15 protein-coding genes are annotated in these 14,445 nt (G+C 44.0%); 14 read left to right on the forward strand and 1 reads right to left on the reverse strand.

Annotated elements, in window-relative coordinates:
- Positions 1 to 2: 2 nt before the first annotated feature.
- Genes QQL60_RS08290 through mutM form a run of 5 tightly spaced genes read left to right on the forward strand, consistent with a single transcriptional unit; the run spans position 3 to position 4,756 of the window.
- On the forward strand, positions 3 to 944 hold the full coding sequence (locus QQL60_RS08290) for an ABC transporter ATP-binding protein (protein WP_007146530.1): 942 nt from the start codon (positions 3 to 5) through the stop codon (positions 942 to 944).
- The gene (locus tag QQL60_RS08295) at positions 937 to 1,680 is read left to right on the forward strand and encodes an ABC transporter permease subunit (protein WP_007146531.1); all 744 of its coding nucleotides are present in this window, start codon (positions 937 to 939) and stop codon (positions 1,678 to 1,680) included. Before QQL60_RS08290 ends, QQL60_RS08295 begins: the two co-directional genes overlap by 8 nt.
- Positions 1,680 to 3,053: a GldG family protein gene (locus QQL60_RS08300; protein ID WP_007146532.1), complete on the forward strand. Its 1,374-nt coding sequence runs from the start codon at positions 1,680 to 1,682 to the stop codon at positions 3,051 to 3,053. The genes QQL60_RS08295 and QQL60_RS08300 overlap by 1 nt, the downstream gene beginning before the upstream one ends.
- Complete coding sequence (locus QQL60_RS08305) at positions 3,050 to 3,931, forward strand: DUF4340 domain-containing protein (RefSeq protein ID WP_007146533.1); 882 nt, start codon at positions 3,050 to 3,052, stop codon at positions 3,929 to 3,931. Before QQL60_RS08300 ends, QQL60_RS08305 begins: the two co-directional genes overlap by 4 nt.
- Before the next feature lie 6 nt (positions 3,932 to 3,937).
- Entirely contained in the window at positions 3,938 to 4,756 is an 819-nt protein-coding gene (gene mutM / locus QQL60_RS08310) for a bifunctional DNA-formamidopyrimidine glycosylase/DNA-(apurinic or apyrimidinic site) lyase (protein ID WP_007146534.1), read from the forward strand.
- Here mutM and QQL60_RS08315 read toward each other — a convergent pair whose 3' ends face one another.
- Entirely contained in the window at positions 4,757 to 5,053 is a 297-nt protein-coding gene (locus QQL60_RS08315) for a c-type cytochrome (RefSeq protein ID WP_284723025.1), read from the reverse strand.
- A gap of 72 nt (positions 5,054 to 5,125) precedes the next feature.
- Here QQL60_RS08315 and rluD point away from each other — a divergent pair, with 72 nt between their 5' ends.
- The 9 genes from rluD (at position 5,126) to QQL60_RS08360 (ending at position 14,383) form a co-directional block, all read left to right on the forward strand.
- Positions 5,126 to 6,088 carry a 23S rRNA pseudouridine(1911/1915/1917) synthase RluD gene (rluD, locus tag QQL60_RS08320; RefSeq protein WP_007146536.1) on the forward strand — a complete coding sequence of 321 codons (963 nt, stop codon included), beginning with the start codon at positions 5,126 to 5,128 and terminating at the stop codon, positions 6,086 to 6,088.
- Between the two features lie 127 nt (positions 6,089 to 6,215).
- On the forward strand, positions 6,216 to 7,769 hold the full coding sequence (locus tag QQL60_RS08325) for a glucan biosynthesis protein G (RefSeq protein ID WP_040576604.1): 1,554 nt from the start codon (positions 6,216 to 6,218) through the stop codon (positions 7,767 to 7,769).
- Complete coding sequence (mdoH, locus tag QQL60_RS08330; protein WP_007146538.1) at positions 7,769 to 9,883, forward strand: glucans biosynthesis glucosyltransferase MdoH; 2,115 nt, start codon at positions 7,769 to 7,771, stop codon at positions 9,881 to 9,883. The genes QQL60_RS08325 and mdoH overlap by 1 nt, the downstream gene beginning before the upstream one ends.
- 26 nt (positions 9,884 to 9,909) lie before the next feature.
- Positions 9,910 to 10,704: a metallophosphoesterase family protein gene (locus QQL60_RS08335; protein ID WP_284723026.1), complete on the forward strand. Its 795-nt coding sequence runs from the start codon at positions 9,910 to 9,912 to the stop codon at positions 10,702 to 10,704.
- Positions 10,694 to 11,602, forward strand: coding sequence for a diacylglycerol/lipid kinase family protein (locus QQL60_RS08340; protein ID WP_007146540.1), 909 nt, complete (start codon positions 10,694 to 10,696; stop codon positions 11,600 to 11,602). The genes QQL60_RS08335 and QQL60_RS08340 overlap by 11 nt, the downstream gene beginning before the upstream one ends.
- Positions 11,599 to 12,057 (forward strand): DUF4112 domain-containing protein, encoded by a 459-nt coding sequence (locus tag QQL60_RS08345; RefSeq protein WP_007146541.1) that lies wholly within the window; start codon positions 11,599 to 11,601, stop codon positions 12,055 to 12,057. Before QQL60_RS08340 ends, QQL60_RS08345 begins: the two co-directional genes overlap by 4 nt.
- 34 nt (positions 12,058 to 12,091) lie before the next feature.
- Entirely contained in the window at positions 12,092 to 12,250 is a 159-nt protein-coding gene (locus QQL60_RS08350) for a YqaE/Pmp3 family membrane protein (RefSeq protein WP_007146542.1), read from the forward strand.
- 153 nt (positions 12,251 to 12,403) lie between these two features.
- Positions 12,404 to 12,970 (forward strand): glycine cleavage system transcriptional repressor, encoded by a 567-nt coding sequence (locus QQL60_RS08355; protein WP_284723027.1) that lies wholly within the window; start codon positions 12,404 to 12,406, stop codon positions 12,968 to 12,970.
- 39 nt (positions 12,971 to 13,009) lie between these two features.
- Positions 13,010 to 14,383, forward strand: a complete 1,374-nt coding sequence (locus tag QQL60_RS08360; protein WP_007146545.1) for a PFL family protein — start codon at positions 13,010 to 13,012, stop codon at positions 14,381 to 14,383.
- Positions 14,384 to 14,445 lie beyond the last annotated feature (62 nt).

Consider the following 14,445-nt stretch of genomic DNA (forward strand, 5'->3'; position numbering starts at 1 on the left):
AAATGATTGATCCCATACTCTTACTCGAAGCGAAAGAACTATCCCGTTTTTTCGGCGATACTGCAGCTGTTAACAACGTCAGTTTTAATATCAAACAAGGTGAGGTACTTGGTTTTTTGGGACCAAACGGCGCCGGAAAAAGTACCACCATGCGTATGCTGACCGGCAACCTTGCTCCTGATAATGGACAGATAATCATTAACGGCATTGATTTACTGGATAATCCTAAACAGGCCAAAGCCTGCATTGGCTATCTGCCCGAAACACCACCACTATACAAAGAGCATACTGTCAGCGAATTTTTACAGTTCTGCGCCCGCCTGAATGGCATAGCTAAAAAGCAGCAAAAAACCGCTGTCGACAATGTGATTGAACGTTGTGGCCTGGCTGATGTCAGTAAGCGCTTGATTGCTAATCTATCAAAAGGGTTTCAACAACGTGTTGGTATTGCTCAAGCGATTATTCACTCACCAGCCGTAGTGATACTGGACGAACCGACATCGGGACTGGACCCTATACAAATTCGTGAAATACGTCAGCTTATCCGCGATATTGCCAATGAACACAGCGTTATCCTGTCTACCCATATTCTGCCTGAGGTGCAGATGTTATGTGACCGGGTGCAGATCATTTCAAAAGGCCAGTTATTATTTAATGACAGTCTGCAAAAGCTTACTGAGCAAATGCAATCTACCGCTATTGTTGTTGGTTTTTCGCAAAGTATTGGGCAACAATCTCTGACTTCACTTCCTGGTGTGATCGATGTAGAAAAAATGGATAGTCATCGCTACAGAGTGACGTATCTTCCTGAGCAAAACCCAACACAAGCCCTATTAAAAAGTGCTGTTGAAAATAACTGGCCGTTAAGGTCATTAATACCAGAGCAGCATTCTTTAGAAGATGTCTTTATGAAAATTATTCGTGAAGAAGATGCCCATGCTTAACATTGCTCGTAATGAATTACATCGCTTGTTTTTATCACCACTTGCCTGGGTGATGTTAGCGTTGAGTCAGTTATTGCTGGCTTACCTGTTTTTAACGCATATGGATTATTTCAACAGCATCCAGAGTCGAATTTCTGCTATTCCAGGTGCTCCCGGTGTGACAGAACTTATTGCTATGCCTCTGTTGAGTAATGCCGCAATTATTGCTTTGCTTATCAGCCCATTATTAACGATGCGCACCCTTGCTGAAGAAAGACGAAACGAGACCTTGCCTTTGCTTTCATCAGCGCCACTCAGCATATTCGATATTGTGCTTGGAAAATTCTTTGGTACCTTAACCTTTTTCCTATTAATGACATTGCTCACGGTATTCATGATTTGTTCATTGGCTGTTGGCACCACACTAGATTTTTATCAGTTAAGCGCCGGTGTACTAGGGCTTGTTTTATTAGTTGCCAGCTTTACCGCCGTTGGTATTTATATGTCCAGTCTGACCAGACAGCCAACTATCGCGGCCATCAGTACGTTTGCCATTCTCTTTTTATTCTGGATTATCGATTGGGCAAGCCACAGCACCACCGAATTCTCACTGTTTAGTTGGTTATCCCTGCTAAAGCACTTTGAACCGATGATTCAGGGACAAATCAATACACAAGATATCAGCTACTTTTTAATCATTATTGCGGCTTTTCTATTATTGACTGTACGTCGACTGGATAGAGAGCGTTTAGACTAATGAAAATCACCAAACGCGCACAACACCTGATTCGTTTTCAGCAAATCGTTTTCTATGCCTTATTAATTGCAGCTGTGGTCTTATTGAGTCAGCTGTCTATTTCAACTAATAAACAGTTTGACTGGACTCAGAATCATCGGCATACCTTATCTGACACCAGTTTAACTATTCTCCATAATTTAAAAGATAGCATCACTATCCAGGTCTTTGTTAGCCCTGACTATGAGTACCGTTCAGCTATCGTTGAGTTGCTACAACGTTATCAACAACACAGCGATAAACTGAAAATCCAGTTTGTTGATCCCAGCTTCTCACCGGATATAGTCAGACAATTTAATATTCAACAGCAAGGCGAAATGGTCATCAGCCGTGGTGAACAAAATCAGCATGTATTTGATCTCTCGGAACAATCACTGACCAATGCCATTGTCACTGTCTCCAGACAATCGCAACCCTGGTTAGTATTTATCGAAGGTCATGGTGAGAGAAGCCCTTATGACAGAAGTGATTTTGGCCTCGACACACTGGCGAAAAACTTGGAAAGTCAGGGTATAAAACTTCGGTCACAGAATCTTCTGGAAGCGCCCGAACTACCAGATAATACAGCGGCCTTAGTCATTGCCAGCCCAGAAAAAGAATGGCTTCCAGGTGAAATCAAAATCGTTCGTGACTATTTAGATAAAGGCGGTAACCTCTTATGGTTAGCCGACCCGACTCAGACAAAATCATTAGCGCCTTTAGCTGAGCAGTTAGGCATTGAATTCGTGCCGGGCACGATTCTCGATCCCAACTCCAGCATGCTGGGAATTCAAGATCCAAGATTTGTTCTGATTACTGATTATGCGAACCATCCTGTCGGGCAGGCAGTGAAAAGCGTGACCTTATTGGCAGAAGCGACAGCCATACAAAAACGTGATGAAAACACAGAAAGTCCGTGGCACTACATTAATTTGCTCAACAGTCAGCCTAACGCCTGGGTAGAATCAACACCCATTACACAAGCCAATCTTAGCCAGCAAAAATATAACGAGGGTGCTGATGTATCAGGCCCGGTTTCACTCGGCATGCTAATTGACCGTGATACAGAAAAGGACGATAGTCAGCAACAGCGCATCGCGGTTATTGGTGATGCCGACTTTGTCGCCAATAGTTATATCGGTAACGCTGCCAATCTGGACTTAGGTATGGCGCTGATTAATTGGTTAGTTGAAGATGATGGTCTCATTTCTATTCCGATAAAAACCAGTATCGGCACGCAGCTTACCTTATCAAAAACACAATCTATTATTATTGGTTTTGGCTTTTTATTTGCTGTGCCATTACTCCTCCTCACTATCGGGCTGACCTTGTGGTGGCGGAGAAAACGTCGATGAAAAGCAGCTATTTTACAAACTTCATTTTATTGTTATTAGTTGTCGGGTTGTTCTGGTTTTCGCAACATAACACTAACAAGCAAGCTGACAACTCAGTTCAGTTATTAACCTCTTTAAATCCAGAAGATATCAACACGATTGATATCCAACAACGTCAAAAAGACGATATAAAACTAATACGCAATAATCAGTCCTGGCAACTGATGTCGCCTTACCCTGCCCCGGTGAGTCAAACTCGTATTAATCTTATTCTGAGCTTGTTAAAAACGCCGGTGCATGGCGAGTTTCAGCCAATGGACACTTCATCACTTGCCCAGTTTGGTCTGAATACACCCGCCGTCATTGTCAGCATGAATAATGAGAGTTTTGCTTTTGGTGATGTGGAATCAATCAGCAAACGACGTTATGTTCTATATCAGCATATGATTTATCTGATTGAGGATGATGTCACCCCTTTATTAACAGCAAGTGCTGATAGTTTTATTGATAACAGACTGATTACTGAAAATAATACGATTGAAAAACTCAGCCTTCCCCACTCACTGAGTAACTCAGATATAGTTCAGATTGATAATGTCGATGGGCAATGGCATAGCGATGATAAAAAACTCACGGCTGACCAATTAAAAATACTGATAGATGGCTGGCAGTTTGCCTACGCCACTCAGGTAAGAAAACTCGCGCCAGAGGCTTTAACTGCGTTGCCTAGTCCTCAAATACGCGTATGGCTCAAGGATCAGCAACAGCCTGTTTCTCTTATCCTGCAAACCACAGATAATAATCTTACTCTGATTAATCCAGACTCAGGTTTGGAATATATTTTCCCTATGGCAATGAGCACGCAGTTGTTGCCGGACACACCGACTCAAACAAATTAATCGACTATGCCTGAACTACCTGAAGTAGAAACCACTCGGCGTGGTATTCAGCCCTTTATTAAAAACCAGTCCATTACCAAAATGGTGGTGCGTCATCGCGGATTACGCTGGCCGATTCCTGAAGGGCTGGAATCCATCGTAAAAGATCAAACTGTGCACACAATTGAGCGCCGAGCAAAATATTTACTCTTACACTGTGACACCGGCACCTTGATAATCCATCTAGGTATGTCCGGACGTTTACGTGTGCTCGATAATGATAACAACATCAATAAACATGATCATGTCGATATCTTTTTTCACAACGGTTATGTGTTGAGGTTTACCGACCCACGCCGCTTTGGTGCCGTTTTATGGACAGAGAAATCATATGAACACCATCCACTCATTGCCCATTTAGGGCCAGAGCCTTTGTCAGATGCCTTTGATCTTAACTATCTTCATCAGCGTGCCAAAGGTCGGACCAGCCCTATAAAAACATTTATTATGAATGGTGAAGTGGTGGTCGGCGTCGGTAATATCTATGCTAATGAAGCCCTTTTTATGGCGGGCATTCACCCGAGTACTGCTGCCGGTAAAATCAGCAAAAAACAACTTGCTGAATTAGTCGATGCCATCAAAAAAGTATTGGAAAAAGCCTTGCTCGCAGGAGGAACAACCTTACGTGATTTCAGAAAAAGTGATGGCAATCCGGGATATTTCGCACAAGAACTCCACGTCTATGGACGGGAAGGACAAGCCTGCTTACGCTGCCACACCCCGATAAGCAGTATCAGGCAAGCGCAAAGAGCTACTTATTTCTGCCCCCAATGTCAGCCTCGCTGATTATTTCTGCTCTGAAAAATACTGCGCCAGCAAACGAATCTCTTGCTCAGTATAGCCAGCGGCATGCTGTGTCATGACAGTCGCCTCTCGCTGCCCATGCTTGAAAGCCAGCATTTGCTGAACAAAATAATTTTTGTTTAAGCCAGTGAGGCTAGGCGTTCCTCCCTGACTATGACCATTGGTACCATGACAAACAGCACATGCAGATGCCAATAACGCGACATTACGGGGATCAGCCTGTGCAGTATGAATTGAAATCAACATAATCCCAGCTACCATAAAATGAGAAAAACGCATTTTTGTCTCCATAATCCAACGCCAGTTATAAGCCTACGTTATAATGTCGCTTTAATCATCAGCTAAGTTTCCATGTCAGAAAAAATTCAATTAGAAGATATCATTCCGGATGAATTGATGGGTATGCGCATCGATCAGGCGCTCGCCAAAATGTTTCCCGAATATTCACGCGGACAACTGACAAAGTGGCTTAAAGCCGGTGATGTGCTGGTCAATGGGCAGTTACTTAAACCTAAGGAAAGTATTCAGGGTGGTGAGAAAGTCACTATCGGTACAGAACTGCAAGTCCAGGATGAAAGCTGGCTGGCTGAAACAATTGCTTTAGATATCATCTACGAAGATGACGATGTCATCATTATCAATAAACCAGCGGGTATGGTCGTACACCCCGGCGCTGGAAATCACCAAGGCACCCTAGTCAATGCGTTATTAGCCCATGCGCCACAACTGGCCAATATTCCTCGTGCCGGCATCGTGCATCGAATCGATAAAGCCACAACCGGCTTATTGATGATCGCCAAAACCTTAACTGCGCATAACTCACTGGTTTCCCAGCTTCAGGCTCGTAGCGTTAAACGTGAATATCTGGCTGTCGCCTGTGGTGTTTTCACCGCCGGAGGAACTGTTGATGAAGCAATTGGTCGTCATGGTATTGATCGCAAAAGAATGGCAGTCAGCGCAACAGGGAAACCTTCAGTGACCCACTATCGTGTTGAACAACGTTATCGTGCGCATACCTTGATTAAGTGCAAGCTTGAAACCGGTCGCACGCATCAGATCCGCGTACACATGGCTCATATTAGACACCCTCTTTTAGGAGATCCGGTTTACGGGGGCCGATTTAAACAGGCAAAAGGCATGACCGAGTCTTGCCGAGAAGTCATTCAGAATTTCCGCAGACAAGCGTTACATGCCGGTTTACTTGGCTTTATCCATCCAACGACTGGCGAAGAAGTGTCATGGCAAATCGATTTACCTGATGATATGCAACAGTTGGTGGATGCTCTGGCAGCTGATGCAGAAATGATTGACTGACTTTAACCTATGACATTGCATTGAATTCTCTGTCGTGGACAATACTTCACGGTCATGAGTCAATTCATACATCAGTTGGTACGCCATTAGTATTCAGATTATCTCATCAAGGAGACAATACAGCGTGATGACTGTGAATCATCTATATCCATCTCTATCTGCTCTCATTAAAGCAGGATTGTGTGCTTTTTTGCTTTTCTTTAGCCTGTCCAGCCTGGCATCAGCTGAGAATGTCAAAGACGCAAAGTTCAGTCATCAAACAGTGCTTGATTTAGCCAAAAAATTAGCCAAGGAGCCCTATAAGCTTCCTAAACAAGCGCCCATTTCACTTACCCGCCTGGATGCCGAGACCTATCAGAAAATTCGCTTCCAGCAACATGCCGCTATTTGGGGTAACTCACCCTCCCCCTTTTCTATCCAACTATTTGCTCCCGGTTTTTTATATAAGAACCTGGTGAATATTGATATTGTTGAAAGTGGAAAAAGTGTACCAATTAATGTCACCGAATCTTCGTTCAAGGTACCTAATCCGGAAATTGCCAAAGCGCTCGCTCAAGTTGGGAAGTATGCTGGATTCCGTCTGCACTACCCGCTTAATAATAGTCAGGATAAAAATGAGTTCATTATTTTTCAGGGTGCCAGCTACTTCAGAGCCGTCTCAAAAGGTCAGCTTTACGGCATTTCAGCCAGAGGTTTAGCCATTGATGTAGCAGAGCCCAAAGGTGAAGAACACCCTACGTTCACTCACTTCTGGATAGAACGGCCAGGCAGAGAGCAAAAAGCGATCGTTGTTCATGCCCTACTTAATAGTAAAAGTGTCACCGGCGCATACCGTTTTGGGATTTATCCTGATGATCCCACCCATATGGATGTCAAAGTTACTCTATTTCCACGTGCTGATATCCCACATATTGGTCTAGCACCGCTGACCTCAATGTTCCTACATGGCGGGATGGTGCCTGCGAAATCAACGGATTACCGGCCAGAAGTGCATAATTCACAAGCATTGGCCATCACCACAGGGAATAACGAACATTTATGGCGCCCCCTGAATAACCCTAGTTCACTACAGATCAGTGGCTTTATGGATGAACATACCAAAGGATTTGGACTGATTCAGCGTGATCGTCAGTTTGTGAATTATCAGGATTTAGAAGCACATTATGAACTTCGCCCTTCTTTATGGGTAGAGCCTATTGAAGACTGGGGTAAAGGTCAGGTTCAACTATTTGAAATTCCTTCTAATGCGGATAGTAATGACAATATTGTGGCTTACTGGCGCCCGGAAGGCGGATTAAAAAAAGGCCAGACCTTTAGTTACAACTACCGTCTTATCTGGTTAAACGATATCAATCCAATGCCCGGCAAAACAAAGATTGTGCGCAGTGCCAAAGGACAATCGTCAGAAGATGGCAACAGAGTGATGATTATCGATTTTAGTCACATTAGTGCCGAACAATTGAAAACGCTGAGCATTAATGCATCCAGCAATCATGGAAAAGTTGTTAAAACAAAGCTGATAGCTAACCCTAATATCGACGGCGCTCGTGTATTTTTGACCTTCAATCCGGAAAATGCAGATGTTGCCGAATTACGATTGCAATTAATGAATAAAAATATTCCTATCAGCGAAACATGGCTATATCGTTGGATTAAGCCAGGTCTATTTACAGGCGAATAATGAAAGCACATAAAGTTTTACCTGAGCGCGCACCACTAGATATGCCACGTCACCGTGTTAATGAACGCGGTCAAGCCTTACGTCAAAATTCAGTCTCCTTTTTTTATTCATTAAGTACTGTTTTTTCACGGTTATTTATTTTATTGGTCACGGTTGGCTTATCCAGCTACGGTATTATCGAAATGCATGGCGTGCTCAGCACCAATAGCATTACGTCATTACAGTGGGTGTTTTTGTTTTTGTTCAGTTTGAACTTTATCTGGATATCATTTGCTTTCTCGCAGGCATTATTGGGGTTTTTAATTAATCTCAAACCACGCCTTATTAAAAAAGCCGAGACCGATCCCGCCTTCAAAACGGCCATTTTATTTCCCGTCTATAAAGAAGAACCCGGCCGAATTGTGGCAGCAATAAAAGCCATGCGTGAAGATTTATTAAAACAGGCACCCGGTAAATATGCTTTTTTTATATTAAGTGACACCAATCAAGCCAATGCCTGGCTGGCAGAAGAAAAAGCGTTTATTGAATTATTTGAAACCCAGGATGAAAACTGCCCGGTTTATTATCGCCGCCGTGCCAATAATCAGGAGCGTAAGGCCGGTAATATTGCGCATTGGGTCACTAACTGGGGTGGCGCATATGAAGCGATGATCGTGCTGGATGCAGATAGCTTGATGAGTGCACAAAGCATGCTCACATTATCTCGCAGACTGGCAGCAGCGCCCGGTGTTGGCTTAATCCAGACGCTACCCACTTTAATTAGCGCCAGTAGCCTGTATGGCAAGTTACAACAATTTGCCAATCACTGTTTCGGTCCTATTTACGCTGAAGGCCTGGCCGCATGGCATGGATTGTCTTCCAACTTTTGGGGTCACAACGCCATTATTCGCACTCAAGCGTTTGCTGAATCATGCTCATTACCGATATTACCCGGTAAAGCCCCTTTTGGTGGTCATATCCTCAGTCATGACTTTATAGAAGCAGCGCTGCTTCGACGTGCAGGCTGGGGCGTCAGATTTGATACCGATATTCAACACTCTTATGAAGAAGCACCTCCGTCATTAACCGATGTGATTGTGCGTGACAGACGCTGGTGTCAGGGTAACTTACAGCATGGGCGCATTCTGCTTGCGCATGATCTGGCATTTCCAACCAGACTGCATATTTTCTCTGGCATGATGTCCTACCTCAGCGCTGTGCTCTGGTTATCGTTAATCATGGTCGGTTTAGCCATTGCTGTTCAGGCTCAGTTAGTTCGCCCCGAATATTTTGCAAACCCGTCACTGTTCCCTATCTGGCCAGTATTTGATGCTGAACGTGCACTGGAGCTGTTTATTGTGTCTATGGCGATTGTTCTGGCACCAAAACTGTTTGGCTGGTTTGCTGCTTTGGTGAATTGGCGCCGTTGCAGACAATTTGGCGGACCAATTTTATTAACCCTGAGTACGCTTTTTGAAACGTTAATGTCGGCACTCTATGCGCCTATTCTAATGGTTGCTCAGTTTGGTGTTGTCTGTCATATCCTTATGGGCAAAGACAGTGGCTGGAACCCTCAGTCGCGAGATGATGGTGCCCTGAGTTTAGGACAAGTTACCCGTGCCCACCGGGGCCATACCTTGTTTGGTTTTATCCTGGCAGGTATTTCTTACGGCTTAAGCATCGAAATGTTTTATTGGCTGTTACCCATATCCGGTGGACTGATGCTGTCTATTCCTCTTTCATGGTTAAGTGGAGGAGCAAAACGGGCGAGACCCTTTACGATTTTCGGCTTCCTAAGGGCACCAGAAGAAAAACGTCCTAGCGCCATTGTCAAAAGCCTACTTGAACAGATTAACAACACGCCTAAACAAGAGCCTATTGATACTCCGCTTATTTGTCTGGATCAACATGCCGGACTCTGTAAATGGCATCTGGCTCAGTTGCCGTTAATTGATGCGCCGAAGCCTGACGAATTCCATGCACCGACAGTAACGGCCGAATGGAAAATTCGACATGCCTCCTCTCTGCAACAACTGGAAAAGACATTAGAACCCGTTGAGTTGATTGCCTTACTCTCACAAGAGTCAGCCGTGAAACAACTCAAAACACATGGCCTGGTCAAACATCATGACTAAACCTACAAGCTAGTGGTTAGCCTTCTATGACAACACTTTTACATATATCCGACTTACACTTTGGACGTATTCTGACTGATGTTTTAGAAGGCTTAAAACGTAGTATTCGTGTCTTAGCACCCGAGATGATTATCATTAGTGGTGATCTGACCCAGCGTGCAACAGCCAAAGAATATCAGCAAGCCGCTGAATTTCTTAGCTCACTCAATACACCTTATTTTATCGTTCCCGGCAATCATGATCTCAGTACATTCCGAGTTGTCGAGCGGTTTATCTGTCCATGGCGTAATTGGAAAAAGTGGATTCAGTCTGATTTAGAGCCCCAGTTTTCAACAGAAGACTATCAGCTTATGGGTATTAACACTGCCAGAAAAGCCGGTTTTTATATGGATTGGTCCAGAGGGCGAATCAGTCCTTCACAAATACAACAAATTACACAGCAGATGAGTCATGCACCGCAGCAACAACTTCAACTGCTTGTGGCACACCACCCTTTCTGGCTACCTCCGCAATATGAAGCCAGGCATCTCATCGGCGGTCGCGTTGAAGCGTTAGCATCATTTAAAGGCCGTGGTCTTGATTTAATACTCAGTGGGCATGTGCATATTGATTATTGTCACGTGCTTGACGGTATGATCATCTCTCATGCTGGCACCACCACATCAGATAGGCTTCTACCCGATACGCCAAATAGTTTTAACGTGATTCAAGGTGATAAAAACCGTTTGACTATTACCCGTCACCATTGGCAGCAAGGTGAATTTCAACTATCTCAGTCACAGACTTTTCAACGTAAAAACGGGCAATGGCATGAAGCCTAATCAAAACAGAAGGCCCGAAACCAAAATACCGGTTTTTGTGAATAAACACGCGGGTAGTGCTGAAGCCGTAATAAACAGCTTAACAGCATATGACAGCATTACTCTCCACAGCTTATCTGCCACCGATATGCAAACGGCTATTCAAAATGCCATTGATGATGGTCATAAACGCATTATCGTCTCAGGCGGTGATGGTACGTTGGCATTAGCCGCTGGGATAATCACCGGTACAGAAACTGAACTGGCCATTATTCCAGGTGGCACGCTCAACCATTTTGCCCAGCGCTTATCCATTCCGACCGATACCTCTTTAGCCATCGAACTGGCTACTCATGGTAAGGTGGCCAGCACCCATGTCGCTTATGTTAATGATCAGATATTTCTCAACACAAGCTCTGTTGGCGCTTATGTGACTTTTGTTCGCACCCGTGAATATCTGGAACGAAAAATGCGATATATGATGGCCAGCATATTGGCAGGTATCAGAAGACTCTACCATTTTCGCCATACTCACATTATTCTGAATGAACAAAAAATCAAAACGCCTCTGGTGTTTGTTGGCGTCGGTGAACGCGATCTTCAAATCCCATCAGCAGGACAAGTTAAAGCTGGTGGCCGTGAAGGTCTGCACCTTATCGTTATTCGCTGCAACAGTAGCTGGTCAGCTATCAAACTCGTTTTTAGTGCGATGTTAATGGGAATTGATCCCTTAAAAAAAGCAAAGCTTGTCGATAACGCCATTATTGACGAGGTGAAAGTGACCCTGCGTTCACGTAAGAAATGGCTTACTGTTGCTGTTGATGGGGAGTTAATCAAACTCAAACCACCATTACACTATCGTTTCAAACGCGATAGCCTGAATGTTGTTGTTCCAGATGCGAAGGATGGAGATACATGAGTAATCGAACACGGTTTATACACCGACTTAGTTGGTTTTTAGATGAATCGATCACCTTACCCGGTGGCTATAAAATCGGCGCTGACGGATTTCTAGGTCTTATTCCTGGCTTTGGTGACTTTATTGGTGGCCTGCTTTCCAGTGTGATTATTTATCAGGCTCATCAGCTAGGTGCACCAAAAATGATTCTGTTAAAAATGGCTATCAATATGTTAATTGATACCACACTTGGTGCTATTCCGGTCATTGGTGATGTCTTTGATTTTGTCTGGAAAGCTAACCGGAGAAATGTCGCTCTACTCAGCGAGTATGAGCAACAACCCCGGCAGGTATATCGTAAAACACTGCTGGAAAATATCGCTATTATTCTTATCTTAATCACCATGATTGGCCTGGCGGTAGCCTTTGTCGGCTGGATTATCAGCTTAATCTGGACGGCATTGTTTCAATCATAGTAAGAAAAACAACTATCAATAAAAGGGAGTTATTATGGACTTAATACGAATTCTGATTGCTATTTTGTTACCACCGCTTGGCGTATTCTTACAAGTCGGCTTCGGTGGTGCTTTCTGGCTAAATATCCTGCTAACTATTCTCGGCTATATTCCAGGTATTGTTCACGCAGTATGGATCATTGCCAAGCGTTAATACCGAGTATGATGCCTTTTGTAATCAAGGCATCACGTCAAAATCGAATTTTTTTTGATGCCGGGACTTATCCCGGCATTTTTGTATTTGTCTATGATCAATAATGTTGCGATCATATAACGCTAGATCCTGCAAACCTCTCTAAGGTGAAAAATGAATAAAGTATTAATTTCTGTTCTGGGAAGTGATCAACCCGGAATTATGGCCGTTATTGCAGATGTGATTAATCAGCGCAATGGCAATATTGAGAATTTGAGTCAAACGCTGCTCAACTCTGTTTTTGGTGCGTTATTACTTGTTGATGTTCCGCATGAGGAAGTGGCTGAAGAACTTCAAACAGCATTAGAAAACGCCTGTAACAACATGGGGCTATTCATCCGTGTACACCCATGGAATGAAAAAGCATCAGACTGGTATCAAAATAAACCTGAGGTTCAACCCTATATTGTCACGGTTATTGGGCCAGATCGTCAGGGCATTGTGGCTGAAGTGGCTGGACAACTGTTTAAACACGGTGTGAATATCACCAATATGCAAGCTATTTTCAAGGGTGGTAAAAACCCCATGGATAATTTAATGGTATTTGAAATTGATGTACCTAAAGCCACGATCATGAATGATTTACGTGATGCGCTTGCAGAAATCTCACAACGACTGGATCTGGAAGTCAGTGTGCAACATCGTAAAATTTTTGATTCCGTGAGCAATATACTTAATTAATCGCCGTTATATTCTTACCCGTTCATATCAGGACATAAAATGATTAATCCCAAAGACATTATTTCTACCTTACAAATGGTACGTGAAGAAAATCTGGATTTACGTACTGTGACCGTAGGGATCAGTCTTGCTGATTGTGTCAGTGACGACATTAATACTTTTAAACGCAAAATCTACGACAAAATCACCCGTATCGCCGGCAATCTTGTCAGTACCTGTAACCGTATTGAAAGACGCTACGGCATCGAAGTGGCTAATAAACGCATTTCTATTAGCCCCATCGGAGTAGTGGCTGCCCCCTTTAACTCTGATCAAATGGTGGAAATTGCGCTCACGCTTGATAAAGCTGCCTCAGAATTAGGTATCGACTTTATCGGTGGCTTCACCGCTCTAGTGGAAAAAGGTATGACACATGGTGATAGAGCACTCATCAATGCTATTCCACAAGCATTAACTGAGAGTCAGCGCGTCTGCTCTTCAGTCAATGTCGCCAGCACCCGTGCCGGTATCAATATGGATGCCATCAAAGATATGGGCGTCATCATCAAACAAGCCGCTGAGATGACAGCAAAAGACGATGGCCTGGCAGCAGCAAAACTGGTTGTGTTTGCCAATATCCCGCAAGACGTGCCATTCATGGCCGGTGCTTATCTTGGCATTGGTGAAGCTGATGCCGTTGTCAGTGTCGGTGTTAGTGGCCCAGGTGTGGTCAAAGCGGCCCTGGAACGTGCTCTTGAAGAAGAAGACGGCATGGACTTAAGTCGTGCCGCAGATGTGATTAAACAGACAGCAGCGCGCCTTACAAGAGCGGGCGAATTAGTTGGCCGTGAAGTCGCTCAATTATTAGGGTTACCCTTTGGTATTGTTGATCTTTCACTCGCCCCTACGCCGAATAAAAACGATAGCGTCGGTGAAATTTTTGAGGCTATCGGTTTACCTGCGATAGGCGCACCTGGTAGTACGGCCTTTTTATCAATGTTGAATGATGCGGTTAAAAAAGGTGGTGCGTTTGCCAGTTCACACGTCGGCGGACTCAGTGGCGCCTTTATTCCGGTTTGTGAAGATTTGACGATTGCTGATTCCGCAGTGAATGGCACATTATCACTGGAAAAACTGGAAGCCATGACAGCCGTATGTTCTGTTGGCTTGGATATGGTCGCTATACCTGGTGACACCTCTGCAGAGATGATTTCAGCCATTATTGCAGATGAAATGGCCATTGGTGTTATCAACAAAAAAACCACGGCAGCACGTCTGATTCCTGCGCCAGGCAAGAAAGCCGGTGATCATGTTGTCTATGGTGGTTTATTAGGTGAAGGCCCGGTCATGGCTGTTAACATGGGTAGTCATGAGAACCGCTTTGTTCGACTCGGTGGACGTATTCCATCTCCAATACAAAGTCTAGTTAACTAAATCTAAGGCATAAAAAAAGGGCTGATAAATCAGCCCTTTTTTATTTTCTCTAGAAATAATAA

It is taken from the genome of Methylophaga thalassica, assembly GCF_030159795.1.
GTDB classification, from domain to species: domain Bacteria; phylum Pseudomonadota; class Gammaproteobacteria; order Nitrosococcales; family Methylophagaceae; genus Methylophaga; species Methylophaga thalassica.

What these genes read in the sequence shown, in the direction of transcription:
- QQL60_RS08355 (WP_284723027.1), top strand. Translation starts at nt 12,404, where the DNA reads ATGAATAAAGTATTAATTTCTGTTCTGGGAAGTGATCAACCCGGAATT.
- QQL60_RS08295 (WP_007146531.1), top strand. Translation starts at nt 937, where the DNA reads ATGCTTAACATTGCTCGTAATGAATTACATCGCTTGTTTTTATCACCA.
- QQL60_RS08290 (WP_007146530.1), top strand. Translation starts at nt 3, where the DNA reads ATGATTGATCCCATACTCTTACTCGAAGCGAAAGAACTATCCCGTTTT.
- QQL60_RS08340 (WP_007146540.1), top strand. Translation starts at nt 10,694, where the DNA reads ATGAAGCCTAATCAAAACAGAAGGCCCGAAACCAAAATACCGGTTTTT.
- QQL60_RS08315 (WP_284723025.1), bottom strand. Translation starts at nt 5,053, where the DNA reads ATGCGTTTTTCTCATTTTATGGTAGCTGGGATTATGTTGATTTCAATT.
- QQL60_RS08350 (WP_007146542.1), top strand. Translation starts at nt 12,092, where the DNA reads ATGGACTTAATACGAATTCTGATTGCTATTTTGTTACCACCGCTTGGC.
- QQL60_RS08300 (WP_007146532.1), top strand. Translation starts at nt 1,680, where the DNA reads ATGAAAATCACCAAACGCGCACAACACCTGATTCGTTTTCAGCAAATC.
- mutM (WP_007146534.1), top strand. Translation starts at nt 3,938, where the DNA reads ATGCCTGAACTACCTGAAGTAGAAACCACTCGGCGTGGTATTCAGCCC.
- QQL60_RS08335 (WP_284723026.1), top strand. Translation starts at nt 9,910, where the DNA reads ATGACAACACTTTTACATATATCCGACTTACACTTTGGACGTATTCTG.
- QQL60_RS08360 (WP_007146545.1), top strand. Translation starts at nt 13,010, where the DNA reads ATGATTAATCCCAAAGACATTATTTCTACCTTACAAATGGTACGTGAA.
- QQL60_RS08325 (WP_040576604.1), top strand. Translation starts at nt 6,216, where the DNA reads ATGACTGTGAATCATCTATATCCATCTCTATCTGCTCTCATTAAAGCA.
- QQL60_RS08305 (WP_007146533.1), top strand. Translation starts at nt 3,050, where the DNA reads ATGAAAAGCAGCTATTTTACAAACTTCATTTTATTGTTATTAGTTGTC.
- rluD (WP_007146536.1), top strand. Translation starts at nt 5,126, where the DNA reads ATGTCAGAAAAAATTCAATTAGAAGATATCATTCCGGATGAATTGATG.
- QQL60_RS08345 (WP_007146541.1), top strand. Translation starts at nt 11,599, where the DNA reads ATGAGTAATCGAACACGGTTTATACACCGACTTAGTTGGTTTTTAGAT.
- mdoH (WP_007146538.1), top strand. Translation starts at nt 7,769, where the DNA reads ATGAAAGCACATAAAGTTTTACCTGAGCGCGCACCACTAGATATGCCA.